This window comes from Megasphaera stantonii (genome assembly GCF_003367905.1).
In the GTDB taxonomy this organism is placed as follows: domain Bacteria; phylum Bacillota; class Negativicutes; order Veillonellales; family Megasphaeraceae; genus Megasphaera; species Megasphaera stantonii.
In genome coordinates, this window is the sequence record NZ_CP029462.1 from 1,620,977 (window position 1) to 1,644,671 (window position 23,695).

Below are 23,695 nucleotides of genomic sequence, written 5' to 3' on the forward strand. Positions count from 1 at the left end.
GGCGGTCATGGCTGGATCTTTCGCGCGTAAGAATTGGGGATATGAAGCAGGCTGCGGTATTTTTGAACAACTCGCCGGGAAATTGCTGTATGGAATTGCGCCGACAGCATTTCTACCAGCTGGGCGTCGCTGTACGGGCGTTCCTTATCTTCTTCGCGGATCAGCTGGCAAAGGGCTTTCTTGACGGCGTCTTTGGAAAGGGACTGGCCGTCTTTCCGCAGGGGGCATTGGAATAAGGCCTTGAAGGGAAGGGTCCGGTACGGCGTCTGCACGTATTTGTCCTTGATGGCACGGCTGATCGTCGATATATGGAGTCCCGTTTTCTCCGCCATGTCCTTGAGCGTCATAGGCCGCAGGGCATGGTGAGTCTCCAGGTATTCGCGCTGCCATTCCCAAATCGCGCCGGTCAGCGCGGCGAGGGTCTGGCGCCGGCGTTCTATATTGTGGAGCAGCAGGGAGCAGCGGGCGTGCTTCTGCTGGAAATAGGTTTTGATATCCGGGTCGTCGGCCTGATGCATCATGGCGATATAGTAATCGCTCATGGAATAGGAGGCGAACCACGTGTCGTTCAGGATAATTTCATATTCCCCTTCGGTTGGCCGGATGACGACGTCGGGAACGACGTAGGCGTCTGCACTGTCAAAGAGGCCCTTCAGCGGGGCCGGGTCGAGGGCGCGGATGCGCCGGATAGTCGGCAGGACCTGCTGTTTCGGAAGGCCCAGGGCCCGGCAGACGGCGGCGATATGGTTTTTCCCGATATCTTCTAAGAACGAGTCGACGAGGGTTTCCGCTAAGGGCGTCAGCTCACCCTTTCGCCGCAGCTGCAATTTCAGGCACTCCTGCAGCGACGATGCGCCGATTCCCGGCGGATGCAGGCCCTGCAGGATGGCGACGGCCTGGGAAAACAGTCCGTCCGGTAGGGGAAAGCGCGATACATCTTGTTCCGTCACCGTCAAATAGCCTTGGTCGTCGACGCACTGGGCCAGATAATTCAGCAGAGCCCACTGGGGCTTGGTAAACTGGCTAGGATTGAGCTGCTCTATGAGGAAATTTTTGATCCTGTCCTTGTCCGGCGCGGCGACGAACTGGAGAAATTCTGCTGCGCCGCCGCGGGACGACGACGGATGGTAATCGAGAAAGGGATTTTCTTCCGACTCCTTCTGCAGCAGGCTGCGCAGGTCTTCCGAGGACATGGACAGGATTTGCAGCGATTGGATCTGCATAGCCGACAGCTTTTGAATTTGTTCTTGCGTAAGGGTCATACGTGCGTCCATTGGCATATCCTCAGTCCTTTAGGCCGGGCAAGTCCGTATACTGCGTCTTGCCCGACGAGTTTTTGGGAATCGCGGCGACAGAGCGGATGGTAAAGCAGCTGGGATGAAGGCCCGCCTTGGCGACGAGGAAATCCTCCAAGTCGGAGCAGTCCGTTTCCGGAGCCGTCGTAAAGACGAGCAGGTCGTCGTCGCCGCCTGTGCAGGCGAAATCCCTGTCGGCGAAGGCGTTTTTGAACAGCTGCTCGACTTCGTCCATGTTGACCCGCTTGCCCATGATTTTGACAAACCGTTTTTTGCGGCCGGAAATATAGTAGAAGCCGTCTTCGTCGCAGTAGGCCAAGTCGCCCGTAAGCAGGCGGCCGTGCCGTTCGTCTCCTAATTGGAGGTCGTCGGCGCCATGGGCGTAGCCCAGGGATACGTTGGGGCCGTCGTAGCACAGCTCGCCGATTGCGTTGGGTTCGGTCAGCTCGGCGTGGTCGTCGTCCAAGATGCGGAAGGAGCCGCCGGGGATGGCGACGCCGATGCTGCCGATCTTGCGGAGGCAGTCTGCCGGCGGCAGGTAGGACATGCGGGCCGTCGCCTCGGTCTGGCCGTACATGACGACGAAGCGCTTTCCCGTGCCGGCAGCGTATTGGCCGAATTCCTTCTGTAATTTTTTCGACAATTTTCCGCCGGCCTGAATCATCAGCGTCAAGTCGGGAAGCTCCATTTTGGTGAATTTCAGACGGCGCAGGCATTCGTACGTAAAGGGAACGCCGGCGATGGACGTCACTCTTTTTTCCTTGCAGAACTGCCAAAAGGCCGCGTCGAAAACCGTCGCCGTCGTCAGGCATTCTGCCGCGCCGCAGAGGACGTGGCTGTTGATGACGGACAGCCCAAAGGTATAGTGCATGGGCAGGCTCGATACGGGCCTGTCGGCGGCGGTTAGTTCCAGATACTGGGCGATAGAGGCGGCGTTGGATTGGATGTTGTCGTAGCTCAGGCGGACGAGCTTCGGGCTTCCCGTACTGCCTGACGTCGTCAGCAGCAGGCCCAGGTCTTCGTATAAGGCCGGCGACGTATTATTATGGCGGTATACGTCGTAGTCATACAGCGAATAGAGGGGATTGCCGCCTTCTGTTCCGCAGGGGCAAAAGATGAATTCCGGGCGGTACGCGGCCAGGAGTCCCTGCTTCAGCTCGTCGTCCATGGCTTCGTCTATGAGCAGGGGAACGACGCGGCGTTGCAGGCAGCACAAGTAAGACAAGGCCGAACCGATGGTATTGCGGCATACGATGGCCGCCAGGGACCGGGACGGCATGATGCCTCCCAGCTCGTCGGCGTGGGCATACCAGGTTTCATATGTCGCCGCCTGTCCGCAATCGTCTTCAAAGAGCGTATGCGCCTTGAAGTTGGGATGTTTGTCAAAGAAATACATAGGAAAGCCTCCTCACTCTATGACGCGGGACAGGGCTTCGAGCATGTTGTACCCGTCCCACAGGACGCTCATATCCAAGGCCTGGCCGACCGGTACGATGCGGTCGACGCCCATGGCGCCGGCTTCGACGAGGGCCTGTTTCAGCACTGCCGGATCGATGCCCAGGGTGGAGACGGTCTGGACCTTCTTGACGGCAAAGGGCAGGACTTCGTCGAGGGTTCGGATTGGGAATTGGAAGAACTGGCCGAAGGAGCCTGATAAGGCCGTAATGTCCGGCGGCAGGGACGACAGGGTGTATACGTACAGTCTGTTGGTCCGGAAGGCCGCCGACTGGAGGTGCGGCTGGGTCATGGCGAATTCCCAGGCGTCGGTGTATTTGCCGCTGGTCTTGATGGGCTGCAGGTCATAGGCTTTAGCTTCGGCAGCGACGGCGTCCCACCAGCGCCGCTGCGCCGCTTCAAAGGCCGAGCCCCTTTCGTCGAGCCAGAAGACGAAGCGCGGGCTGGAGCAGGCGTTCTGGTCGGCTTCGTACGTGTCGTTGTAGAAGCGGTGCGCCCAGGCGCGCAGCTCGTCGTCCGAACCGTTCTGAATACTGGAGCAGTCGAAGACGGCGAAGGAATATCTGTCGGCGAAGACCAATTCTACGCCTTGCGGCGGCAGGGGAAAGGTCCGTATTTCAGCGATAGACTTGTCGCCGCCCCAGACGATGCGGCCGTCGCACTGCTGAGAAAAACGGCTTGTCAGCTCGTCGTCGCGGCCGTAGGTGACGATGGCGTTCTGCCTGCGCAAGGCGGCGAATTTGTCGTCCTGCCAAATCTTGTGAATTACATCGCATATAGGGGCGACAGCCGGAGCCAGGCGCGGTGAGACGCGGACGATGTTGCCGTTTCCAGCCAGCAGGGAAATGCACAGGCTGTAGGCGAAGATGGTCGGCATGTTTGCCGGCGCGATGTGAAAGATGAGGCCCCGTCCAAGGCGGGCTTCCTGCTGGGAAAGATGCGGGCTCAGCTGCTTAAGGTGATTGGGCCGCAGCCAGAAGCCAAGAGTACTCCAGGCGGGTTCGGTCCGGGCTATGGGATGATGACGCAGCTCGTGCGACAGTACGGCAAGAAAATCCAGTACGACAGGGGCGAAGGGCTTCATCGGGAATGGTTTTTCCGGTATAGAGCCGGCTAAAAGCGTGTATTGATTATTCATGAGTATCGCTGCACCCCCTGATTTCAGCCTGCGGAATGCGGCCGTCAATGCGGAAATACTTTCCCTTGCGGCCGCAGGGACAATCGTCAACGCCTAAGATGGCCCCCATGTCCTCCGTCAAAAGCGAATGGCCGGGATAAGAGACGGCCATAGGAGAAAGAACCTGAAGGATTCCTGATTTTCCTATGGGACAGGGAGAGAAATCCTCCGGGTCTCTGACGATGACGTCGGAAAAAATGCTGGCGTGGAGGTGGCCGGCTTCGCATTCCATGTATACGCAGCCCGTCTGCTCGGCCATGCCGTAGTAGTTATGGACACGGGAAATGCGGAACTGGTCGTACAGCCGCCGCTTATAAGCCTCGGCCGACACGGCCTGGGCTTCCATTTTTTTCCAGCCGCCGCCGTGGATGACGACGGCATTGGAAAAGTCGAAGGAAAGGCCTGCCTCGGCAATGGCCTGGCACAAATATTTCCAAATCATGAAGGTAAAGCCGAAAATGAGGACCGGCCCCGTGCGGGAGGCGAAGGCCTGCAAGGCTTCTTTATTTAAGGTCAAGTCGTCCATCAAGGCGTAATACTTTTTCTTAGCGAAAATAGAAAAGCCTAGGATAGCGGCTCCGCGGGCGTTGAACGCCGCCCGGTCAGTAAAGACGGACGGCGAATCGACGATGAGCATGGGCACGCGGCCTGCGCCGAGAAAATCCTTGACGATGGCGTATAAGGTGAGCTGCTGGTTTTGCGCCGTCGCCGCGTCCAGGACGATGCGGGAGCGAGCCTGGCCCGTCGTTCCCGACGACGTGATGATCTTGAAGATTTCTTCGTCAGGAATGCTCTGCAGTTTTAAGTATTTGAATAAGCGGATTGGCACCATGGGAATCTGCTCCAGCGCCGAAAACTGACTGCCGTACCCGAATACGTCGAGGGCTTGGCCGTAGGGCCGGCAATGACGGCGATGATTCTCTGTCAGCTCTTGAAAATAGGGCAGATACTGCTTTTCTTTTTCTTCCTGCGTCCAGGCGTAGGGCGCGTACGACAGCCATTGGCTATAGTCCATACTGTTTCTTCACCTCCTGGGTGAGCATGAAAGGAAGACCGTGGCCGGGATAGGTCCAAATGGGGGTCGGCAGGGAACGCAGTACGTCTTTGCCGACGGTCTGGTAGGCCTCGTCGTCGCCGCCGGGCAGGCGCGTAATGACTTCTTCGCCGGGAATGAAGTAATCGCCGGAAAACAAGAGAGCGTCGTCGGCGACGATGCAGATGCTGCCCGGCGTATGGCCTGGAGCGGCAATGCAGCGGAAGGAGTGTCCCTTCCAGACGAAATCGTAGACTGGGGCGTCGAAGACGATATCCGCTGCCTGACAGGTAAATTTCGGATACGAGACGTGCAGCTTGCCGCCGCTTTTAAAATACAGATACGATTCCATGATGCGCGTCATGTTCATCTTCGTATTTTGGATGCCGTCGCTGCATTTTTTGCTGGCGACGACGGAGAGGGTCCAGCGGCTGCGCAGGTCGTTGAGACCGGCTATGTGGTCGCAGTGCTCGTGAGTGAGCAAAACGTATTCCGGGACGATATGGTGTTCCGCTGCATACGTGTTGATTAGGTCGGCATTGTTCGGGTCTATGAGCAACGCGCTGCTGCCGGACGTGAAGATATAGCAGTTGCTTTCCGTCAATGGATCGACCAGGCATGCCGGCTCAGGGAGTTTAAATGTCGACTCCATATTTGCGGAGGATGTCCATGCCTTTTTCATAAGAGCTGAAAGCCAATACGTCCGGCGTATCAATGGAAATGTCGAAGGTATCTTCCATGTCTTCCATGAGCGTCATGTGGCCCATGGAGTCCCATAATTTGATGGAACGGTATTTTAAACCGGGGAGCTGGTCTTTCGTCAATTTGAAGTTGGTCATGAAGAGTTTGTCGTATTTTTCTAAGTTTGTCATAGTATCACCTTTTCTGTCGTTAGTTAAAGAGTACAGGAAAACAATGCCTCCGGCAGCAGATAGCAGTACATGCCTTCGGCGAGAATGGTTCCGTTTTGATTCGTACAGACGCCGCGCAATGTCGCTGCGTAGCCGCGGTCGTGCGGCCCTATTTCCAGCACTGCTGCCGTCGACGTCACGGTGTCGCCGACGTACGCCGGCTTTGGAAAGCGTGCGCTGCGTTCCATGAGGATGGCGCCGTCGCCGGGAAGCTGCGTTTCCATGAGGGCTGACAGCAGGCTTTCGACGAGCGAAGGCGGGACGACGGGCCGTTTAAATCCGCATTGGGCGGCAAAGGCCGCGTCGGCGTGGAGCTTACCGTAATTTCCCGTAAGGGCGGCAAAGCCTTGTATATCGGCTTCGGTTATCGTCTTTTGCGCCGACGCCGTATGACCGGCGCAAAGGTGTTTTTTCTCCGGCCGTTGGTCGTCGGACTCTGCTTTCAGCGCCGCCGCCAGCTGGGTAAACTGGGCCGGCGTGCAGAGCTGCTCGAAGCGTTTGGCCGCCAGTCCCTCCGGCGACGCGCAGGCCGTCATGCAGCCGCAGACGAGGAGGCAGATATCGCAGATGGCCGTATCTACCTGGTAGGTAAATTCATGCTGGGGAAATTGTTTCTTCAGCTTTTCCACTTCTTTGGTGCGGTCGTACCGGCTGTTGCAGCCGCCGCAGTATTTTATCCCTATCTTCATGGGGAACTCCTACAAGTGCCCGTTCTGTAAGATGGCCTTGGCCTGGGCGATTAATTCGTCGCTGACGCCGCTGACTAAGATGACGTCTTCGATTTCAGGGATGTGTTCTTTGACCGTTGCAGAGATTAGCTCTTCTGTTGTTAATTGGGCAGAGGGGCAGCCGCTGCATTTTCCCGTCAGGCGGATGCGAAGTACCTTGTCGGTATAATCGACGACGACGACGTTTCCTTGATGTGAAGCCAACGACGGGCGGACGTAGGTGTCCAATACGCCTTCGATTTCGGCGCGAGTAGCTGTAGACATGGGGGTCACTCCTTTTCCTTAACTATTATATGGTAATATATAAGCAATAACTATGCCAAATGCTGTGGGGGAAGCTCTCTGCCGGCCTGCGCGCAGGATTATCCCAGCTGAAAATGGCAAAAAATCCAAGTGAAAATGAAAAATACAAGGCGGTGAAGCGGCGTGATGCACCGTTTTTTGTCAAACTGCCGGCAATTTCTCCTGTCGCATCTCCTGTTTTGAAACAAAATTGGTTTTGATATCTATTATTGTGCCAAAAATGACGTATTCAGAACTATTGAACCATTATTGAAACAACAACGCGATTTCTCTTGTTGCAATTTTAGCACAAAAGACAATATTTGCCTATGGTAAGAACCAAAAATGAAGCAAAAAGAGGCATGAAGATTTTTATTTTTCCCCACAATCATGGATTCATTTCCTGTTTGCAGAAAAAATTTTCTGAATTTCAGCCTAATCGCATCAACTTGGCACGATTGTTGCTAATTATATAAGCAAGACACTGCAATGAAACGAGACCTTTGTGTGTCCGTGCAGTCTTTACTATCTCCCTATGTATTTTCCCGGAAAGGATGATTTATTTATGACGTTAATGACTGGCGAACAGTATATTGAAAGCATGAGAAAACTGAATTTGCAGGTATACATGTTTGGCAAAAAAGTAGAATGTCCTGTAGACGACCCGATTCTCCGTCCGTCTCTGAATTCTGTCCGCATGACTTATGACTTGGCTCAGATGCCGGAATACCAGGATTTGATGACCGTTATGTCTCCGTATACAGGCGAACGGGTAAACCGCTTTACGCACATTCATCAGAGCACGACTGACTTGATGAACAAAGTAAAAATGCAGCGTCTCCTCGGCCAGAAAACGGCTTCCTGCTTCCAGCGCTGCGTAGGCATGGACGCTTTCAACGCCGTATTCTCCACGACGTATGATATCGACCAGAAATACGGCACTCACTATCATGACAACTTCATGACCTTCATGAAACGGGTGCAGACGCAGGACCTTACAGTTGACGGCGCCATGACCGACCCGAAGGGCGACCGCGGCTTGGCTCCCCACGCACAGGAAGATCCCGATTTGTACCTCCACGTCGTAGAACGCCGCCCCGACGGCGTCGTCGTCCGCGGCGCAAAAGCTCATCAGACGGGCTTCATCAACTCTCATGAAGTTATCGTCATGCCGACGATTGCTATGGGCGAAGACGACAAGGACTACGCTATTTCCTTCTCCTGCCCGACCGACGCCGAAGGCATTTTCATGATCGTCGGCCGTCAGTCCTGCGATACACGTAAGCTCGAAGGCGCCGAAATGGATACGGGCAACCCCGAATTCGGCGGCACGGAAGCTCTCGTTATCTTCGACAACGTATTCATTCCGAACGAAAACATCTACCTCAACGGCGAATATGAATTTGCCGGCGTTCTCGTCGAACGCTTCGCCGGTTACCACCGTCAGTCTTACGGCGGCTGCAAGGTCGGCGTAGGCGACGTCCTCATCGGCGCCGCGGCGTTAGCTGCCGATTACAACGGCTGCCCGAAGGCATCTCATATCAAAGATAAGCTTATCGAAATGCAGCACCTCAACGAAACGTTGTATGCCTGCGGCATCGCCTGCTCCGCATTGGGCACGAAGACCGCTTCGGGCAACTACCTCATCGATCTCCTGCTGGCAAACGTCTGCAAACAGAACGTCACCCGTTTCCCCTATGAAATCGTCCGCCTTGCCGAAGATATTGCCGGCGGCCTCATGGTAACGGCTCCGTCCGAAAAAGACCTGCGCGATCCGAAGATCGGGCCGTACGTTGAAAAATATCTCCGCGGCGTAAGCTCCGTATCGACGGAAAACCGCTTGAAAGTACTGCGCCTCATCGAAAACCTCAGCCTTGGCACGGCAGCTGTCGGCTACCGTACAGAATCCATGCACGGTGCAGGCTCGCCGCAGGCACAGCGCATTATGATTTCCCGTCAGGGCAACTTGCGCATGAAGAAACAGCTGGCTAAAGCTATTGCGCATATTGAAGACTAATTTTGGTATCACTGCTTATGAATGATGTATAAAGCATATCTGCCTTGAGGCCTGACTCCTTTCCTCAGGCGATATGCAGTTGCAAGGCAAGATCTCCCTGCAGGCGGCGTGCGCCGGCACGTTTACCTGACAGGGAGATTTTGCATTATAAGATCATGGGTAATGAGAAAGGTGGATTATCATGGCAATTGGATTGAAAGCTCCTGGATACTACATCCAGGGCGAAGGCGAATTGGATAAGTTAGGCAAGTATGTAAAAAAATTAGGGACGACGTTTTTGGTGTTGCTGTCTCCCAACAATAAGAAGCGCATTGGCGACCGCATTGCGGCCTCACTGGAAAGCGCCGATAAAAAGGTCGTATTCAGTGAATTCGGCGGCAAGTGCACCAAGCAGGCCATTGAAGATGCGATGACGGTAGCCAAAGACAACGGCTGCGACGTCATTGTCGGCGTCGGCGGCGGCACAGCTCTCGATACGTCGAAGGCCGTCGCTACGAATTTAGGCGGATTGCCGTCTGTCATTATTCCGACGATTGCGTCTAACGACGCGCCATGCAGCAGCGTAGCTGTCATTTATAACGATGAAGGCGTGGTCATCAAGGCCCTCATGATGCACCGCAACCCCGACGTCGTCCTCGTCGATACGGGAATCATTGCCCAGGCTCCGAAGCATTACCTCGTTTCCGGCATGGGCGACGCCTTGTCGACGTATTTTGAAGCCCGTGCCTGCTACCGCAGCGGCGCAAAGACCATGTCCCGCGGCAAGTGCTCTATGACGGCGATGGCTTTGTCCGAATTGTGCTATAAGACGCTCCTCAAGGATTCTCTGAAAGCCTTGGAAGCTGTAGAACAGCACGTCGTCACGCCGGAACTGGAAGCCGTCGTCGAAGCCTGCGTATATTTGAGCGGCGTCGGTTTTGAAGACGGCGGCCTGGCTGCGGCGCATGCCGTCAACGACGGATTTGCCTATGTGCCTCAGGCGCACGGCATGTCTCACGGCGAAAAGGTAGCCTTCGGTTTGTTGGTACAGCTGCAGCTGGAACAGGCTCCGCAGAAAGAATGGGATACGGTTCTGCAGTATATCAAGTCCGTTGGCTTGCCGTCGTGCTTAGCCGATATGGGCATTACGGACGTAAAAGAAGAAGAACTTCGCCAGGTTGCCGCCGCAGCGACAGTTCCGACGCAGTTTACGAAAAACGTCCGCGCCGATATTACGGCTGACGAAGTGTACGCTGCCATTATGGCAGCCGACGCGGCTGGCCGCGCCTAAGGTTATGGTTGCTCGAATACCGGCAGCTGATAACCCCGTAATATAATGAAAAAGATGTCGCTTGAAGAAAGATCGGTTTCTTCGGCGACATCTTTTTTATGGGTTGTTTAGGCTATGTTTAAGATGAAGGCTCTTGAAAGGGACTGGCTGTATGACTGATGAATCCTCCATGCGAAATTTGCAAGGAAGTCCTAAGGCAAAGGTTTCTTGCGTATGATATACTAAGAGCGTTGCTTACCCAAACCGCAACGGGGAGGGGGTGGCAGATACAATGCAGGAGTTTGTTTCATTCATTCTTTCTATTATGGCAAGTGTAGTAGCGAATTACATTTGCAGATGGCTGAATAGAAAGATGTGAGCAACCAGCCTTGCCGAAGCGCCGGTATAAATAGCGTTAGAACCCCCTCATAGTGGCCGCTGTGAGGGGGTTCGTCCGGTGCATCTACAATGCTCCTTGTTTCATTCATTCTTCATGGTTAGTATATCATATCCTGAAGAATTTACAAGGTGAAAATCGCTTTAAAGGATATCAATTTGGCACATTTTCATGGCCTCCAAGGCCCGCGCGTGGCTTTCCGGCGTGACGCCGGCGCAGCATGAAGCGTCGACGCAGATTTCTTTTTCCGGATAGAAGGCTTTCAGCAGCATGGCGTTGGAAATGACGCAGATATCCGTACATACGCCCATGAGGACGATGCGGTCGTATTCCGCCGTTTCAGCAATCAAATCGGTGCTGCCGAAGGTAGGCTTTTCCAAGATAGTGGCAAATAAGGTATACGGCAGGAGCTGACGGCATATATTCCAGCCCTTTGTATCCTTGATACAGTGCGGGACCGGAAGTTTCTGCCCTTCCTGCGTGTCTAAGTAATTTTCTCCGTGCGTATCCTGCGTGAAGATCAAGTCGGTGCTGACGGACGTGTCCTTTTTGCTGGCGACGATTTTAGCTTCGATGCGCGGTACGACGGCCTGGGCTTCCTTGGTCCCCAGGGCGCCGTCGATGAAGTCGTTCTGCATGTCGATGATGACGTAAGCCTGATTCATACAGTATCCCTTCTTCCTTAATGCTGCTGCTTGAGTTCGCGGACATAGGCCGGCACGTCATGGCAGACCATGAGCCCTGACATGAGGGCGACGCCGGCAACGGGCGTAGTGCCGAGCTCTTTGACCGTTTGAAGATTGATGCCCCCTAAGGCGTAGACGGGAATCGACACGGCGTCGCAGATGGCCTGGACGGTCTGCGTGCCGATTGGCGGCATCGTTTTTTTGCAGTCTGTCGGAAATACGTGGCTGGCCATGATGTACGTTGCGCCCAGCTTTTCGGCGCGCGCTGCTTCCTCCGGCGTATGGACGGAAACGCCCAGGGTCGTCATATAATAGAGAAGGGACGAATGGGTTTCCAAATACTCCAGCGAACACTGGAAACGGGGAACGTGCAGGCGGATGGCCGCTTTGCCGAAGTGGTGGAGAATGCACGTCTTGTCGTGCATGTTGCACAGGCGCAGCGCTTTTTTTGCGTATTCGACGTATTCATCTTCTGACAGCGTTTTTTCGCGAAGAACAATGGTATCGACGTCGGACGCGGCGATTTGTTCAAGCTGGTCCCAATAATTCGTCGTGGCAAGTTCGCGATTTGTTATTGCAACTACTTTTAACACAATAATATCACCCGATCGTTGTATAGTATAATGACATAAAATTATAATGTATATATACTATTACTATATATTAATCTCATAGCTCCGTCAATGTTTATACGGTAGGAATATAGGTCATTCTAAAAATAAATGATGTAAGGGCATACACTGTATAAATTTTTACAAAAATAAGTATTTTCTGGAGATTTATCTAACAAAATAAATGCCGCGAAGATATAGAAATAATGATAAATAATCATAGCAAAGACAGCAGGGGGAGATAACAAAAACAGCTTGGCAGTGGATTAGTCTGCAAGCTGTTTTTGCCGTTTCTATAGTTAGGTTATAAAAAGGAGATAGCTTATACATAGATGTAGTCGCTGGTCACAGGCTGCAGGCCCATGTGCTTGATGGCGGCGTACATTTCGTCGAAAGAGCGGCTGTCGGTGATTTCAAACTGTTCGTCGCCCATTTCGGAGCCGTCGTCTTCCAAGTGGCCGCCGATGCCGACGCAGACGCTGGCCGATACCTTCGTAGCGGCGATTTTCATGATGGCGTTGCGGTACCGGGCGCTTTCTCGGCTCGATACGACGATGCCCGCATAGGGGAGAAACAGGCGGTAGGCGCAGATGATCTGCGTGAGCTTCCGTTCGTCTACGTCTTTCGGATTGATTTTATCGTTGTTGATAATCGGGCACAGCCGCGGACAGGACAAGGAAATTTCAGCGTGAGGATATTTGCGCTGCATGAGGTAGGCGTGCATGCCCGTGGCGACGGCGTCTTTCTGATAGTCGTCGAGGCCGAGAAGGGCAGCGAAGCCGACGCCGCGCATGCCGCCTAAAATTGCCCGTTCCTGAGAATAGAAGCGGTACGGGAAGATGCGCTTATTTCCAGCCAGGTGCAGCGTTTCGTATTTCGTCGAGTTGTACGTTTCCTGGAATACCGTAACGTAGTCGGCGCCGCATTCGTGGAGGTATTTGTAATCGTCGGAGTTGACCGGGTAGATTTCCATGCCGATGACCCGGAAATACTGGCGGGCGATCTTGACGGCGTTTCCGATGTACTGAATGTCCGACATCTTCGGGCTTTCGCCGGTCAGCATGAGGACTTCTTCGATGCCGGCGTTGGCGATGTTCTGGCATTCGCGGTGGAGCTCTTCGTCGTTCAGGCGGGCCCGCTTGATTTTATTGTGGGAGTTGAAGCCGCAGTAGATGCAGTAGTTGTCGCAGTAGTTGGCAAAATAAATCGGCGTGAGGATGGAAATGTTGGAACCGAAATGGCGGCGCGTCACGATGTGGGCCTTCTGGGCCATTTGTTCCAAATACGGAGCGGCGGCCGTCGACAAGAGGGCCATGAAGTCCCGCGGTTCCAGGTGCTGCTTATTCAGGGCCCGTTCGACGTCTTGGGACGTATAGTCTTCGTCATGGAAGGCGTCGTGGTATTTCGTCACTTCGTCGAGCATGTTCGAATCAAGGACTTCCATGCCCGGAAGATAGGTCATGTGGTCAATGCGTTGTTCTGTCATCGTCGTACCTCCTTAGTCGCCCAAGAATCCTGTCAGCGGGTCTGACGCCGATGCCGTTTCGCTGACGCGGCCGATGCCGGCCAGATAGGCCTGACGGCCTGCTTCAATCGCCTTGCGGAAGGCGCTGGCCATGAGGGGCAGGTCTCCTGCCGTCGCCAGGCCCGTGTTGGCCATGATAGCGGCGGCGCCCATTTCCATGGCTTCGCAGGCCTGGGACGGGCGGCCGATGCCGGCGTCTACGATGATGGGCAAGTCGATTTCGTCGATGAGGATTTGGATGAAATCCTTCGTGGACAGGCCCTTGTTGGAGCCGATCGGCGACGCTAAGGGCATGACGGCGGCTGCGCCGGCCGATACGAGGTCGCGGGCCGTGTACAGGTCGGGGTACATGTAGGGCAATACGACGAAGCCTTCCTTGGCCAGGATTTCCGTCGCCTTTACCGTTTCGACATTGTCGGGAAGCAAGTATTTAGAATCGCGCATGATTTCGATTTTGATAAAGTCGCCGCAGCCGATTTCGCGGGACAGACGGGCGATGCGGACGGCTTCGTCGGCGTTGCGGGCGCCCGACGTGTTGGGAAGAAGGGTTACGCCCTTGGGAATGAAGTCGAGGATATTATCTTTCTGCCCGGCTTCGACGCGGCGCAGGGCCATCGTGACGATCTGCGCGCCGGCCTGTTCGACGGCAGCCTGAATCAGGTTGACGGAATACTTGCCCGAACCGAGAATGAAGCGGGATGTAAATTCATGACCGCCGAGAATCAACGTGTCTTTTTGTTCCATGAGAAACAACTCCTTTGTATTTGCTGCTGTATGAGATAATGGTACTTCTGTGCGGGGAATGCCTATCAGCCTCCTCCGACGAACTGGACGATTTCCATCGTGTCGCCGTCGCATAAGGTGACGGTGCGATAGGTTCCGCGCTTTACGATAGCGCCGTTCAGCTCGACGGCGATGCGTTCCGGCCGCAGCTCTTCCTGGTCCAAATAGGCCTGCAAATTCATGCCCGCAGCCTGGACTTCTTTTCCATTAATTCGTACCATCGGCGTTCTCCTTTCATAAAAAATAAGCCGCACGAAGAGAATTACACCCGCGGTGGTGTACCCCTTCGTGCGGCTTTGTCAGTCACACTCTACATATTATTATAGCGAATAGATGCTTCTTGTCAAGATATTCGTGAATTTTAGTACATATGACAGCGCAAACTAATTGTGGGAAAATTTATTATATAAGAGTAAATGACGTATAATGTAACGGCAATACCCGTACCGGCATATGGCTGCATGGCGTTTATAACGCAACGATAGCAGCCATATCAACTAGTTAAAGGAACTATTGAAAATGTCCTTTCAAAAAATACCTACAACTACTTTACACTATTAGCCGAGAGAGTTCTGCTTGACATGTCTGAAAACTGTATTATAATACAATTATTGGTCTTTTTTTATTGGCGTTTTTGTGCATACAGACCTTGAAACCATCTCGATTTTTGAAGAAATCGAGATAAATTTATTTATAAAATTGCAAAATCAACGGCTGGAGTTTGATCCATGCCATACAAAACGGAGGGATTTTAAGATGAAATTCGGACTGTTAAAGGATATCAAAACCGGCGAATACCGCACCATTGTTACACCTGCGGAAGTCGACGCCATTGTGGGCGACGGCCACGAGGTCTACGTCCAGCGCGGCGCCGGTATCGGCGCGGGCTTTTCGGACGAGCAGTATGAGAAAGAGGGCGCTAAACTGGTGGACACCATGGAGGAAATCTATGGGACATGTGACTTTGTTACCAAGGTCAAGGAACTGGAGCCCTGTGAGTTTCCCCTGCTGCGGGAGAATCAGATCATCCTGACCTGCATTCATCCTGCCGCTCATCCCCAAGAGGTGCAGGCTCTTCTGGACAGCAAGTGCATCTCTTTCAGCGCTGAGGACAGCCATCGGTATGGCTCCCCTAACTGTGAGGCAGCTGGCAAAATGGGGGCCTTGATGGGTCTTGATTCCCTGTTGTCTATCCACGGGGGCAAGGGAAAATTTGTCAATGGCCTGGGCGGCGCGCCTGGCGTCAAAGCTCTGGTACTGGGCGGCGGTACCGTGGGCCGGGCTTGTGTATCTGTCCTCCACGCCTTGGGGGCCTGGGTGACCGTGATGGACATAAATATCGGCACTTTGCGGGATATTTCCCAGCAGTTCAACGAGGAAATCAATACCCAGATTTCCAACCGGTACAACCTGAAAAAGCTTCTGCCGGAAATCGACGTAGTATATAACTGCGTGCGCTGGCCCAAGAACGCCACGGAGTACATGATCGACCGGGAAATGGTCCGCTCCATGGAGAAGGGCTCCGTCATCGTAGATATCAGCAACGACGTAGGCGCTATTGAGACGTTCCACGAAACCACTCACGACGATCCCCGCTATATCGAGGAGGGCGTGGTTCACTATTGCGTCAGCAACATCCCCGGCGCCATTGCCCAGTCGACCTCCATCGCCTATGCTGCCTCAGTGCTTCCCCACTTCCGTTCCATTTTGAACAACGGGGTAGCAGAGGCCTGCGCCCGGGACGGATTCCTTCGGCGCAGCTTGACTACCTATCAGGGATACCTCACCCATGAGGAAACCAGCGCTATCCAAAACCGGCCCTGGGTTCGCCCTGAAGATATTCTGGGGATAGCGGATCGGGAACTGGATCCCGCTCCCCGCACTACGAATACCCGTTCGGAAAACTTCATTCAGCTCTAAGCATACTCGCAGCCCTCTGTGTGGAGAGCTTGGCGAGTTTGGGAAAGTCCTGCTGAGGAGAACCACCCCGGCGGGACTTTCCCTTTATTTTATTTCATGGGAGGAATTTTATGAGCGTCAACGACTTTTTACTGGACTTTGCCTTTGCCTCGCTGTTTATTGTGATTGGACAGTTAATCCGGGCCAAGGTGCCTCTGGTTCAGAAATTTTTTGTGCCGGCCAGCATGATTGCCGGTTTTATCGCTTTGGTCCTGGGGAATCAGGGGTTGAACGTGCTGCCCTTCTCCAACTCCATTGGCAGTTATCCCGGCGTGCTGATCATCCTGATTTTTGCGGCCGTGGGCATGGGGGGCTTCTCCTTCTCCAAGACCAAATTTAAGTCCGAGGTGGAGCGGGTTGGCTCCTATTTCTCCTACAAAGTGCTGGCTCAGGCCATCCAGTTCGCCTTTGCGCCTTTGTTTGGGGTGCTGGTGATTTCCGAGTTGTTCCCGGAGATCAACTACGGCTTTGGATTTCTGCTGGCTTCCGGATTCTCCGGCGGCCACGGCACCGCCGCTGCAGTGGGATCTGCCATGGCGGAGCTGGGCTTTACTGACGCCACCGACATTGGGATGACCTGCGCCACGGTGGGCATCCTGTCCGGCATCTTCGGAGGGCTGTTCTTTATCAAGATCGGAACCAAGCGAGGCTGGACCAAGTATATTGAGAGCTTCCAGTACATCTCCGGAGACTTGAAGACCGGCCTGATCAAGGATGAGAAGAATCGGGGCTCTATGGGTAAGGAGACCGTCGCCTCCGTAGTGCTGGATCCCCTGGCCTGGCATTTGGCCCTGCTTTTGATAGCTTCCGGCGCGGGCTTCTTGGCCAACGGGTGGATCAAGGACGCTATAGGATTGGACCTGCCCAGCTATCTGCTGGCCTTCCTCATTGGCATGGCTATGTTCCTGTGTTTCCAAAAAACTGGAGTAGGGCATTATATGGACAATACGGTCATCAGCCGCATCTCCGGCACAGCCACGGACTATCTGGTGTTTTTCGGTATCGCCTCTATTAAGATCTCCGTTATTGTAGAGTACGCTATACCGCTGCTGTTGCTGCTGCTGTTCGGCATGGTGCTGGTAGTGCTCACGCTGATGTACTTTGGCGCTGCCATGAATAAAGGCAGCTGGTTTGAGCGCTCCCTCTTTGTGTGGGGCTATTCCACTGGTGTGTTTGCCATCGGCTTTATCCTGCTGCGCATCGTGGACCCGGAAAACAAGTCCAAGACCCTAAACGATACTGCCTTGGCCGGGCCGCTGACCACTCCCTTTGAAATGTTTGCCTGGTCCATGGCCCCCAGTATGCTTCTCTGCGGCCAGCACTGGCAGTTTATTATCCTCTATATTGTGATCTTTGCGGCTTGTATCCTTCTCAACCGCGTCTTTAAGTGGTGGTGGCTCAAGATGCCTCTGAACCGCCCTGCGGAGCAAGAGTTCTGATAATATGAACCGGATTTTCATCAAAAAAGAGGTTTGCCCGTGCAGTAATGAATGAACTGCGTTAATGCGCTATTCCTGTTAAATCCCGCGCAGCAGCGTATGCATTGTATTTAAAATCAATATAAATCGCAGCAACATGAGGGCTGCCGCACGTTAACAGTGCGGCAGCCCTATTAATATTTTAATTCTGATATGAAAGTAATGCATCGACAGCAGCTTGTATTTGACAGGATCCAATGTAAAGATATGTAGGTTGCAAATTCTCCCAGTCACATGCAGCGCTTTGATATGACTGCGCCATATCCGGATAAACCGAATGATGAAGTTATCATCTAGGTGCAATGCTTACAAGAAAAAATGACACAACGGTTTTTGGTATACTAGCGGTTACCAAACAACTTGTATATCGGAGGAACCCTGTGTGCTGCTATCCTCATCTTGTACTATATGAACGGGAAAAGATACTCTTTTTTCGGGCAAAATCCTATTCTAGGGCTCAAATTGCTGCCAAACTTGGCCGGCCTCCTTCGCCCATTACTCCGGAAATTACGCAGAAATACGGTACAGGGCATGTAACTGCTGGTAACCGCTCTACGCGCCGCCGTATCTCCTGCAGGCCGTAGAAGCGGTTAGAAGATACAGCATGATACGAGGCCGTAAAGGCTTTCCTTCTTCCCCCAGTATGGGTTTCCGACAGAAATTGCTGGCTGTTTGCGCTTGGAATATCGCAATCCTAATGTATCAGATTATGTACGCCGGGGCAGCAATGAAAATACAAAGAAATGCTGCAGGAGTACTTCCCGAAAGGGATGGACATCACACCTGTTTCAGAAACCTAATACTATATCTATAAATTTATCATAAGGTACATTCCAGGTACATTTTGCATACAAAAAAACGGGTTTCCAATTTCGGGAACCCGCATGTTTTCTGGAGCCACTAATAGGATTCGAACCTACGACCCTCTCATTCTGAATTAATTATTCATATATAGAAATAAATATTCCGCGATTCAATCTACGAGGAACTACATATACACATACACACGTGTATGTGTATACAAATAAAATGGCTTAATTAAGCCATTTTATTTGTTAAATATAGTACTTGTAAAAATAAAGACAAGGTCGTGGTAATAAAAAGCCATTTTGGTTTTATATACAAAAATCTATTGACGAGCGAGTAAAACGAGTGTATAATTATAATTAACCAGATAGGCACCTAACGGGTTCGTTTGCTTTTCCCTAAACCGAGAAGGGCCGGCGGAGAATCACCGGTACCGCTCAGTAAAAGCCTGGCAAAAAATAAGTCCAGCAGCTCGCCAAATTTGCCGGCTTGTCTGTGTACGCCCTGCTGGTGGATCTCGAGAAACTCACAATCGATGTACGCCGGTGAGTTGCAATATGTATTGTTCATCTTTATTTGCACTCATATTGAAATCACAATCTGTACAAAAATAATGAAGCCTGATAAAAATAAGTTCAGCAGGAGTATCTCCTGAAATCTATGAAAAATGGTGCCAAAATAAAAATGGGGCAAGCTTTCGGGCTTGCTCTCTTTTATTTTATGGCTGAGGAGATGATTCAATGATTTATATTACCGGTGACATTCACGCCAATCCGAAAAGATTGGGGATGAATGCATTGGCTCAGCGCGGGATTCATATGAATCCGGAGGATTATATCATCATTTGCGGTGATTTCGGAATCCCCTGGGTCGGTGAATCGGATGAAACAGATCATAAGTGGCTGGAATGGCTGGCCCAGCTGTCGTATACGGTCCTGTTCGTTGATGGGAACCATGAAAACTTTGACCAGCTCTGCCGCTATCCGGTGAAAAATTGGTCCGGCGGCCGGGTCCATGAACTTCGGCCCAATCTCTACCATTTGCTGCGCGGCGAAGTCTTTACCATCGAAGGCCAGACCTTTTTCACCTTCGGCGGCGCCAAGTCGACAGACAAGGCCCTCCGCTGGCCTAGCGTCTCCTGGTGGCCCCAGGAAGAGGCATCGGCAGACAACTTCGACAAGGCCGCCAAGAACCTGACGGCCCATGATTTCACCGTCGATTACGTCATCACTCATACGGCGCCGGCCCGCTTTGTCGACCAGGTGCCCAATATGAGCCAATGGATTGAAGGCTGCAAGACGTCCCAGCTCCTGAGCGGCCTGGAAGAACTGATGACCTATAAGAAATGGTACTTCGGCCATTTCCATGTCGATTACATCAGGGACGACTCCGTGGCCGCATGGATATATCAGGACATCGTGCCAATTGAGAAAAAGTGATTTCGCCACAATATAATTTACGAATCATGACTTGTCGTCTGTGCGGCAAGTCATTTTTTATTGTCAAAAGAGTCCTAACGAAGAAAAAAAGCCTTAACTTCTGGGGTTGCTTTTGGCGCAAGAGCGTAACATGGGGCCAGGACTCCGGCAAGGGTAAAGTGTACAGCGCGCTGCCCTTGCCTGCGTCCCAGCCCCATGTTTTCGGTTGCGCGTAAAAGCAAGAACCAAATGGTTCTGGAAAAGATTTCACCCAAAGGAGCGGATGACTATGAAGACCAATGAACATGCCCAGTATACTCACCTGACTGTGGAATTAGTCCCTACGGCAGAAGACGCCGCCATGTTGCAGAAAACATGGGATGCTCATAAAAGAGCTTGCAACAGATTTTCACAAAAATTTTACAACGAATCGCTAAAAGGAAAGAATAAATACAAAACCTGGAAAACAGCATATGCTTCAGCTTCTTGGCTAGCCAAAGGAAAAAAAGGAGGGCTCCATGCGGTCTATGGTCATAGTATTGTCGATATCATAAAGAAAGCCTATAAACGTAACGAACAAAAAGGAAAATTGGAGCTGATTTTGTTTGGGGACTACGGCGAAAAGAATACCAAAAGTTCCGCAATTCATTTCTGCTGGGAATCTGCTTTTCAAGTCGACTTTACAACGAAGAAATGTCGGCTGGACCTGGCAGATGGCCGCCGAACTATAGCTTTTTCGATTCCCTCAAAACTGCCTGAACCACCCACGTCTTGGAAAATCATCAGGGCTTATTTGAAGCTTGTCTACGGGTCCTGGTACTTGACTTTGACATTCCCCAATCCAACAGCTGAAATGAAAGCCGAACAGGATACTAACGTCGTCGGCGTCGACCGCGGAGAACTCAATATTGCCACGACTTTCTCGCCGGCTAAAGGAGCTCACTCGTATAAATCAATAGATTACCCTCGCCCTTGTAAAGGCAGTACAAACGACAATTACCACAAGAGTCTTTTTGCGAGAGATGTCCATGTCGCCAGTGAAGTCGTAGAGAATGAACCTCCCTATACGATATTCATCTTGGAAGATTTGTACTTCGAAAAGCCGATAGAAGGCTGGTCCTATCGTCATTTTGAAGATGTGTTGATTTACCTCGCAGCCCTGCGGCATCAAGGCGTTTTCTACTGTGCCCCATACAATACCAGCATAACCTGCCCCGTATGCGGTCATGTAGAAAAAGCTAACCGTTTGCATGATGAAAATCGCTTCATCTGCCAGAACTGCGGCTACGGAGCTGATGAAATCGTCGATGATGACGAAAATGCGGCCCGGAATATTTACAACCGAGGGAAAGAAGCACTCGAAAAGGAATTGAGTAACAAAGTAGGAGCGTGAAAGAAATGACAAAGAACACAATAGTGGATTGTACCAATGAAAGCAGAATCATCAAAGATAATCAATTGCTTCAGCTCGTGCAGAAACATCAACACTGTTGTCGCTGGACCTATGGAAAACCGGTTGCCGTTTTCCAATCCGATGGCTATCCTTGTGTACGATACGAAAACGGTGACTGGTGGCACTACGACTTGGATTCCGGGACGTGGTGGTAAAGCTGGCAAAAAGGCATGTTGTCTTTTGAGATAAGAGACAACATGCCTTTCTATTTGGCGATTTAAGGCCGAGTTATTTTCCTCTTCATATGATTTGTCATGTGGAAAATGAAAGTCCCTTAAAATGGCAATATCCGCAGATTTTCGCACTTATTCTACACCCAGTGCCTTGAATACAGCGTCTTCCGGGCTGTTATAGAACAGGAGCTGGAAACTGCCTATGAGTTCTGGTGGTACTGTGCCCAGGTCAGCGGCGGAGGTGATGGGAAGTAGGATTTTTTTGGCGCCTGAGTCGAGGCATACTTGCAGGGTATTGGCGAGTTCATCGACTTTCATCAAGGTGCCGCTGATGGTGATTTCGCCGAGGGCGACGAGGGAACTTTGAACGGGTTTGTTCAGGGCGATAGAACAGATAGCGATGAGTGTCGGTAGGGCCAGGTGATGGGTCATGCCGATGCCCTGTAGGTCCTGGTAGTTGATGATGTAGTCTTTGGCGGTCGTCGAGATGGTGCCGCTGATACGCCTGCCATTGGCTTTTAGGTAGTTATAGGCAGTATTGACGGCTTCTTTGCATTCTCTGTCGCTGCCGATGCCGGTGCGTTCAAATTTCCCGCTGCCCGGCAGCATCTGGCTTTCCAAGCGGAATACGCCAATCATGTTGTTTTTCCCATGGGAAACGGTATAGACCTGCCCGGGATTACAGAGGCCTTCAGGAATGAGTTTGCCGCCGCCTTGTTCCGGCACGGAGACATAGTGTTCTTCAAAGGTTTCGTTGTCGATGTAGGAAAAATTCACGTCGTAGAATTCCATGCCGCCTAGCTTTTTGAGCTGTTCTTTGACGCGGCGGCGCATCTCCAGCGCCATTTGCAATACTTCTTCTACTTCGTCTTTGCTAAAACGGCCATCAGGGTACAGCAACTTGATGTATCCGCCGACCATCTTGCGGACCGCAATAGTATCGCGCTGGTTCAGATTTTTCCCCAGCCGGAAATAGGCATCCAGGGCGTCACCATACTGCTCTTTTCGCAGTTCCCGCATGAATCCAGCCAGATAATCAGAAATGAATCCGTAATCGTCGGTGAAATGTTCAGGCCGGAATTTAGGGATTTCCCAACCGGGGTTGTAGCCATGGATACGGTCGAGGAAAGCCGTGTCCATTCCCATTTCTGGCGGGAACGGGTCGAACAGACTCGACGTTTTCAGCAGGACATCGACAGACTGGTTGATATTGCCGACAAAGACCATCGATGCCGAAGCCGCTTTTTCTTCCTTGCCCCGGGCAAAGGATCCCGATGCCATATAGTCTTTCATGATCTGGATACCATCCTTGTCCTTGAATTTGATGCCGGCTACTTCATCAAAGGCAACACAGTCCCACAGGCCGACCAGTCCAATCTGATGGCTGGCCATGTTGTAAAAGAGGTTGGCTACCGTCGTCTGGCCGCCAGAAACGAGGATACTGTTCGGTGAAATTTCCTTGTATATATGTGATTTCCCTGTACTGCGCGGTCCCAGCTCACAGAGATTGAAATTATTTTCCACAAGCGGAATCATACGTGTAAGGAGCAGCCACTTTTCACGATATGACAGAGAGTCCGGCTCCATACCGGTCGAGCGCAGCATGACATCCATCCATTCTTCTTTAGTAAAAGCCTGACGGCCGCGCTTTAATTCATCCATGTCAACATGGGGCATCTGGATGGGCGTCAGATTGCGGATACTAATAGGATAGATGTTCTTCTGTCTCCGGTTATTTGACTGAGGGCTGTTTTCATTGGGCAGAATGATATCCAGGTTCTCCGTTCCTTCTGCGTCATAATTCAGCTGTACGATGCACCATATACCGCCGCACAAAAGGCGGTCGTATTTTTCCGGGTATTCATCAGCAATGGGGATTCCGGTCAGGCCCAGATTGGAAAATGAGGCTTCATAATAATCCTGCTTGATATTCAAGCTGACCGTAATCATATCGATGACGGTGTGGCTGCCGTGCTGACGTAGGACCGAGAGTACTTTCTGCGCTTCATCGGGACGCACAAAATTGGCAGATAAAATCTTTTTTACGTTTTCCACTCCCGCTTTGACGATTTCTTCATCGTCAGAGCTGCAATACTGACCTAATAGAAATTCCAAGACGTACACAGGGACATTGGCCCCTTCTTTGATTTTCTTCGTCAAATCCTTGCGGACGATTTTTCCTGGGAAATGAGTCTTCAATTTCTGGCGGATTTCTTCCCGGTTGGTGGTTCCACCTGCTGTCTCCATATCAATCCTTC

The 23,695-nt window shown here is 52.1% G+C and carries 21 protein-coding genes; 7 read left to right on the forward strand and 14 right to left on the reverse strand.

The genetic code is table 11. The features are described 5' to 3' along the window. Window positions 1–5: 5 nt before the first annotated feature. From rpoN to DKB62_RS07645, 8 genes are read right to left on the reverse strand one after another with little or no spacing between them, the layout of a single operon-like run. Window positions 6–1,274 carry an RNA polymerase factor sigma-54 gene (gene rpoN / locus DKB62_RS07610; protein ID WP_107195337.1) on the reverse strand — a complete coding sequence of 423 codons (1,269 nt, stop codon included), beginning with the start codon at window positions 1,272–1,274 and terminating at the stop codon, window positions 6–8. A gap of 10 nt (window positions 1,275–1,284) precedes the next feature. Beyond that, window positions 1,285–2,691 carry an AMP-binding protein gene (locus DKB62_RS07615; RefSeq protein ID WP_107195336.1) on the reverse strand — a complete coding sequence of 469 codons (1,407 nt, stop codon included), beginning with the start codon at window positions 2,689–2,691 and terminating at the stop codon, window positions 1,285–1,287. Between the two features lie 12 nt (window positions 2,692–2,703). Further along, window positions 2,704–3,888 carry an acyl-CoA reductase gene (locus DKB62_RS07620; RefSeq protein ID WP_107195335.1) on the reverse strand — a complete coding sequence of 395 codons (1,185 nt, stop codon included), beginning with the start codon at window positions 3,886–3,888 and terminating at the stop codon, window positions 2,704–2,706. After that, a complete protein-coding gene (locus DKB62_RS07625) occupies window positions 3,881–4,942 on the reverse strand; it encodes a LuxE/PaaK family acyltransferase (RefSeq protein ID WP_107195334.1) in 1,062 nt (353 codons plus the stop codon). The genes DKB62_RS07620 and DKB62_RS07625 overlap by 8 nt, the downstream gene beginning before the upstream one ends. Then, complete coding sequence (locus tag DKB62_RS07630) at window positions 4,932–5,612, reverse strand: MBL fold metallo-hydrolase (RefSeq protein WP_107195333.1); 681 nt, start codon at window positions 5,610–5,612, stop codon at window positions 4,932–4,934. Before DKB62_RS07630 ends, DKB62_RS07625 begins: the two co-directional genes overlap by 11 nt. Further along, the gene (locus DKB62_RS07635; RefSeq protein ID WP_107195332.1) at window positions 5,596–5,832 is read right to left on the reverse strand and encodes an acyl carrier protein; all 237 of its coding nucleotides are present in this window, start codon (window positions 5,830–5,832) and stop codon (window positions 5,596–5,598) included. Before DKB62_RS07635 ends, DKB62_RS07630 begins: the two co-directional genes overlap by 17 nt. Before the next feature lie 23 nt (window positions 5,833–5,855). Continuing rightward, window positions 5,856–6,560, reverse strand: a complete 705-nt coding sequence (locus DKB62_RS07640) for a MaoC family dehydratase (RefSeq protein WP_107195331.1) — start codon at window positions 6,558–6,560, stop codon at window positions 5,856–5,858. 9 nt (window positions 6,561–6,569) lie between these two features. After that, entirely contained in the window at window positions 6,570–6,863 is a 294-nt protein-coding gene (locus DKB62_RS07645) for a NifU family protein (RefSeq protein ID WP_107195330.1), read from the reverse strand. Between the two features lie 113 nt (window positions 6,864–6,976). Here DKB62_RS07645 and DKB62_RS12885 point away from each other — a divergent pair, with 113 nt between their 5' ends. From DKB62_RS12885 to DKB62_RS07655, 3 genes are all read left to right on the forward strand, one after another. Continuing rightward, complete coding sequence (locus DKB62_RS12885; protein ID WP_275895601.1) at window positions 6,977–7,102, forward strand: hypothetical protein; 126 nt, start codon at window positions 6,977–6,979, stop codon at window positions 7,100–7,102. A 344-nt stretch (window positions 7,103–7,446) separates the two neighbouring features. Beyond that, a complete protein-coding gene (locus tag DKB62_RS07650; RefSeq protein WP_107195329.1) occupies window positions 7,447–8,898 on the forward strand; it encodes a 4-hydroxyphenylacetate 3-hydroxylase family protein in 1,452 nt (483 codons plus the stop codon). Window positions 8,899–9,079: 181 nt separating this feature from the next. Then, the gene (locus tag DKB62_RS07655; protein WP_107195328.1) at window positions 9,080–10,168 is read left to right on the forward strand and encodes a glycerol dehydrogenase; all 1,089 of its coding nucleotides are present in this window, start codon (window positions 9,080–9,082) and stop codon (window positions 10,166–10,168) included. A 519-nt stretch (window positions 10,169–10,687) separates the two neighbouring features. On the opposite strand, the gene DKB62_RS07660 is transcribed toward DKB62_RS07655, so the two are convergent. The 5 genes from DKB62_RS07660 to thiS form a co-directional block, all read right to left on the reverse strand. After that, window positions 10,688–11,209: a cysteine hydrolase family protein gene (locus tag DKB62_RS07660; RefSeq protein WP_087477245.1), complete on the reverse strand. Its 522-nt coding sequence runs from the start codon at window positions 11,207–11,209 to the stop codon at window positions 10,688–10,690. A gap of 17 nt (window positions 11,210–11,226) precedes the next feature. Next, window positions 11,227–11,823, reverse strand: a complete 597-nt coding sequence (locus DKB62_RS07665) for a thiamine phosphate synthase (protein WP_087477246.1) — start codon at window positions 11,821–11,823, stop codon at window positions 11,227–11,229. A 340-nt stretch (window positions 11,824–12,163) separates the two neighbouring features. Then, window positions 12,164–13,327, reverse strand: a complete 1,164-nt coding sequence (gene thiH, locus DKB62_RS07670; RefSeq protein WP_087477247.1) for a 2-iminoacetate synthase ThiH — start codon at window positions 13,325–13,327, stop codon at window positions 12,164–12,166. A gap of 12 nt (window positions 13,328–13,339) precedes the next feature. Then, window positions 13,340–14,110 (reverse strand): thiazole synthase, encoded by a 771-nt coding sequence (locus DKB62_RS07675; RefSeq protein ID WP_107195327.1) that lies wholly within the window; start codon window positions 14,108–14,110, stop codon window positions 13,340–13,342. A 65-nt stretch (window positions 14,111–14,175) separates the two neighbouring features. Next, window positions 14,176–14,370 (reverse strand): sulfur carrier protein ThiS, encoded by a 195-nt coding sequence (gene thiS, locus DKB62_RS07680; RefSeq protein ID WP_087477249.1) that lies wholly within the window; start codon window positions 14,368–14,370, stop codon window positions 14,176–14,178. Window positions 14,371–14,905: 535 nt separating this feature from the next. Between thiS and DKB62_RS07685 the strand changes: the two genes are divergently transcribed. The 4 genes from DKB62_RS07685 to DKB62_RS07700 all read left to right on the forward strand — a co-directional run bounded on the left by DKB62_RS07685 (window position 14,906) and on the right by DKB62_RS07700 (window position 21,204). Continuing rightward, window positions 14,906–16,069: an alanine dehydrogenase gene (locus tag DKB62_RS07685; protein ID WP_107195326.1), complete on the forward strand. Its 1,164-nt coding sequence runs from the start codon at window positions 14,906–14,908 to the stop codon at window positions 16,067–16,069. Window positions 16,070–16,179: 110 nt separating this feature from the next. Then, window positions 16,180–17,547: a sodium/glutamate symporter gene (locus DKB62_RS07690; protein ID WP_107195325.1), complete on the forward strand. Its 1,368-nt coding sequence runs from the start codon at window positions 16,180–16,182 to the stop codon at window positions 17,545–17,547. 1,586 nt (window positions 17,548–19,133) lie between these two features. Next, a complete protein-coding gene (locus DKB62_RS07695) occupies window positions 19,134–19,832 on the forward strand; it encodes a metallophosphoesterase family protein (RefSeq protein ID WP_107195323.1) in 699 nt (232 codons plus the stop codon). 268 nt (window positions 19,833–20,100) lie between these two features. Further along, entirely contained in the window at window positions 20,101–21,204 is a 1,104-nt protein-coding gene (locus DKB62_RS07700) for a zinc ribbon domain-containing protein (RefSeq protein WP_157949637.1), read from the forward strand. Window positions 21,205–21,569: 365 nt separating this feature from the next. Here the strand turns inward: DKB62_RS07700 and brxL are convergent, their stop codons facing one another. Beyond that, window positions 21,570–23,684 (reverse strand): protease Lon-related BREX system protein BrxL, encoded by a 2,115-nt coding sequence (gene brxL / locus DKB62_RS07705; protein WP_107195321.1) that lies wholly within the window; start codon window positions 23,682–23,684, stop codon window positions 21,570–21,572. Between the last annotated feature and the right edge of the window lie 11 nt (window positions 23,685–23,695).

Bases quoted from the DNA above. Each gene is read 5' to 3' on its own strand.
- DKB62_RS07655 (WP_107195328.1), top strand. From the start codon at position 9,080: ATGGCAATTGGATTGAAAGCTCCTGGATACTACATCCAGGGCGAAGGC.
- brxL (WP_107195321.1), bottom strand. From the start codon at position 23,684: ATGGAGACAGCAGGTGGAACCACCAACCGGGAAGAAATCCGCCAGAAA.
- DKB62_RS07630 (WP_107195333.1), bottom strand. From the start codon at position 5,612: ATGGAGTCGACATTTAAACTCCCTGAGCCGGCATGCCTGGTCGATCCA.
- DKB62_RS07675 (WP_107195327.1), bottom strand. From the start codon at position 14,110: ATGGAACAAAAAGACACGTTGATTCTCGGCGGTCATGAATTTACATCC.
- DKB62_RS07615 (WP_107195336.1), bottom strand. From the start codon at position 2,691: ATGTATTTCTTTGACAAACATCCCAACTTCAAGGCGCATACGCTCTTT.
- DKB62_RS12885 (WP_275895601.1), top strand. From the start codon at position 6,977: ATGGCAAAAAATCCAAGTGAAAATGAAAAATACAAGGCGGTGAAGCGG.
- DKB62_RS07635 (WP_107195332.1), bottom strand. From the start codon at position 5,832: ATGACAAACTTAGAAAAATACGACAAACTCTTCATGACCAACTTCAAA.
- DKB62_RS07650 (WP_107195329.1), top strand. From the start codon at position 7,447: ATGACGTTAATGACTGGCGAACAGTATATTGAAAGCATGAGAAAACTG.
- DKB62_RS07645 (WP_107195330.1), bottom strand. From the start codon at position 6,863: ATGTCTACAGCTACTCGCGCCGAAATCGAAGGCGTATTGGACACCTAC.
- rpoN (WP_107195337.1), bottom strand. From the start codon at position 1,274: ATGGACGCACGTATGACCCTTACGCAAGAACAAATTCAAAAGCTGTCG.
- DKB62_RS07625 (WP_107195334.1), bottom strand. From the start codon at position 4,942: ATGGACTATAGCCAATGGCTGTCGTACGCGCCCTACGCCTGGACGCAG.
- DKB62_RS07640 (WP_107195331.1), bottom strand. From the start codon at position 6,560: ATGAAGATAGGGATAAAATACTGCGGCGGCTGCAACAGCCGGTACGAC.
- DKB62_RS07620 (WP_107195335.1), bottom strand. From the start codon at position 3,888: ATGAATAATCAATACACGCTTTTAGCCGGCTCTATACCGGAAAAACCA.
- DKB62_RS07700 (WP_157949637.1), top strand. From the start codon at position 20,101: ATGAAGACCAATGAACATGCCCAGTATACTCACCTGACTGTGGAATTA.
- DKB62_RS07685 (WP_107195326.1), top strand. From the start codon at position 14,906: ATGAAATTCGGACTGTTAAAGGATATCAAAACCGGCGAATACCGCACC.
- DKB62_RS07695 (WP_107195323.1), top strand. From the start codon at position 19,134: ATGATTTATATTACCGGTGACATTCACGCCAATCCGAAAAGATTGGGG.
- thiH (WP_087477247.1), bottom strand. From the start codon at position 13,327: ATGACAGAACAACGCATTGACCACATGACCTATCTTCCGGGCATGGAA.
- thiS (WP_087477249.1), bottom strand. From the start codon at position 14,370: ATGGTACGAATTAATGGAAAAGAAGTCCAGGCTGCGGGCATGAATTTG.
- DKB62_RS07690 (WP_107195325.1), top strand. From the start codon at position 16,180: ATGAGCGTCAACGACTTTTTACTGGACTTTGCCTTTGCCTCGCTGTTT.
- DKB62_RS07660 (WP_087477245.1), bottom strand. From the start codon at position 11,209: ATGAATCAGGCTTACGTCATCATCGACATGCAGAACGACTTCATCGAC.